This is a genomic window from Agromyces humi (assembly GCF_009720255.1).
GTDB lineage: Bacteria > Actinomycetota > Actinomycetes > Actinomycetales > Microbacteriaceae > Agromyces > Agromyces humi.
Map to the genome: position 1 here is coordinate 1 of NZ_WJSP02000655.1, position 1,151 is coordinate 1,151.

Here is a 1,151-nt window from a genome sequence, read left to right on the forward strand (position 1 = left end):
GGCAGGCTCGCGGCATCCGTCACGGCGACCGCGTCGCGCAGCGGGGTGAGCGCCTCGGCGAGTCCCTCCAGCCGCAGCAGGGCGCCGGTCGCCCGTCGTGCGTCGGTCGAGGCGACGATGCGGCCCGACGCGTTCACGAGGGTGCACGGATGCCCCGACTCGCGGATCACCGGCAGCAGCACCTGCTCGAGGCGGGCCACGTACAGGTCCGTGCCGATGAGACCGGCCATCTCTCCGTCGACGCGCACGGGCGTCGTGATCGTCACGGTGTAGTCGTCGGTGCAGAGGTAGTCGACGTAGGGGCCGGTGAGGTGCCGGCTGCCGGTGCGCGCGGGAACGCGCCACCACTCGAGGGTCGTGTAGTCGCGGAACTGCTCGGAGTCGGGGTCGCTCACCGCCTCGAGCCGGCGGAGCTGCGGGTCGGGGCCGGCGCCGAACGTGTTGGAGCCGCTCAGCCACCAGGCCAGGTGCCAGGGCGCGTCCGCGAGGAAGCCGGGTGCGGCGACGAAGCCCGCACCCGTGATGAGGGTGCCGTCGCGTTCGAGCTCCGCGCTCACGAGCGCGGCCACGACAGGATCGAGCGTCGCGGCGGCCGGCTCCGTGGTGCCCGTGAGCGCACCTGCGAGCGGTCCGGAGAGCTCGCGCTCGAGCACGTCGCGCCAGCCGTCGATCATGGCGAAGACGGGGTCGATCGTGGAGGCGATGCGACGTGCGATGTGCTCGGCGGCGACGTCGACGGTGACGCTCATGGCCTCGCTCCTTCCGGTGGTGCGACCGCGGGCGCCTCGTCGGCCGGTGCCTCGCTCAGCGGGCTCGCCTGCTCGAGGCGTACCTTCTCGTCGATGAGCCACTCGACGGCCGAGGCGATGTGCTCGGTGGTCGCGCGTCGTGCACGTTCGGGTTGCACGGTGCGGATCGCCTGGATGACCTCGAGGCGAGCCGTGCGACTGCGGTCACGAGAATCCTGCTCCCTCAGGCACAGCCAGAGCAAGGGCCCGGCCTCGGCCTGCAGTCGCAGCTCCTCGCGCACGAGGCGCGGCGACTGGCTCACCGCGGCGATCTCGAGCTGGAACCGCCCGACCGCGCGGCGCGCGCCGCCCGGGGCCGTCGATCACGGAGGGATCTGCACTGACGACGGGCTCGACGACGAG

At 72.9% G+C, this 1,151-nt stretch carries 1 protein-coding gene and 1 pseudogene; both read right to left on the reverse strand.

Features of this window, described 5'->3' with window-relative positions; genetic code table 11:
- Window positions 1-749: cache domain-containing protein (locus GH736_RS23260; RefSeq protein WP_159607418.1), on the reverse strand; the 749-nt coding region annotated here is incomplete at its 3' end.
- Window positions 746-1,075 (reverse strand): annotated as a pseudogene (locus GH736_RS23265) (FCD domain-containing protein); the annotation flags it as partial. The pseudogene GH736_RS23265 and the gene GH736_RS23260, both read right to left, overlap by 4 nt.
- Window positions 1,076-1,151 lie beyond the last annotated feature (76 nt).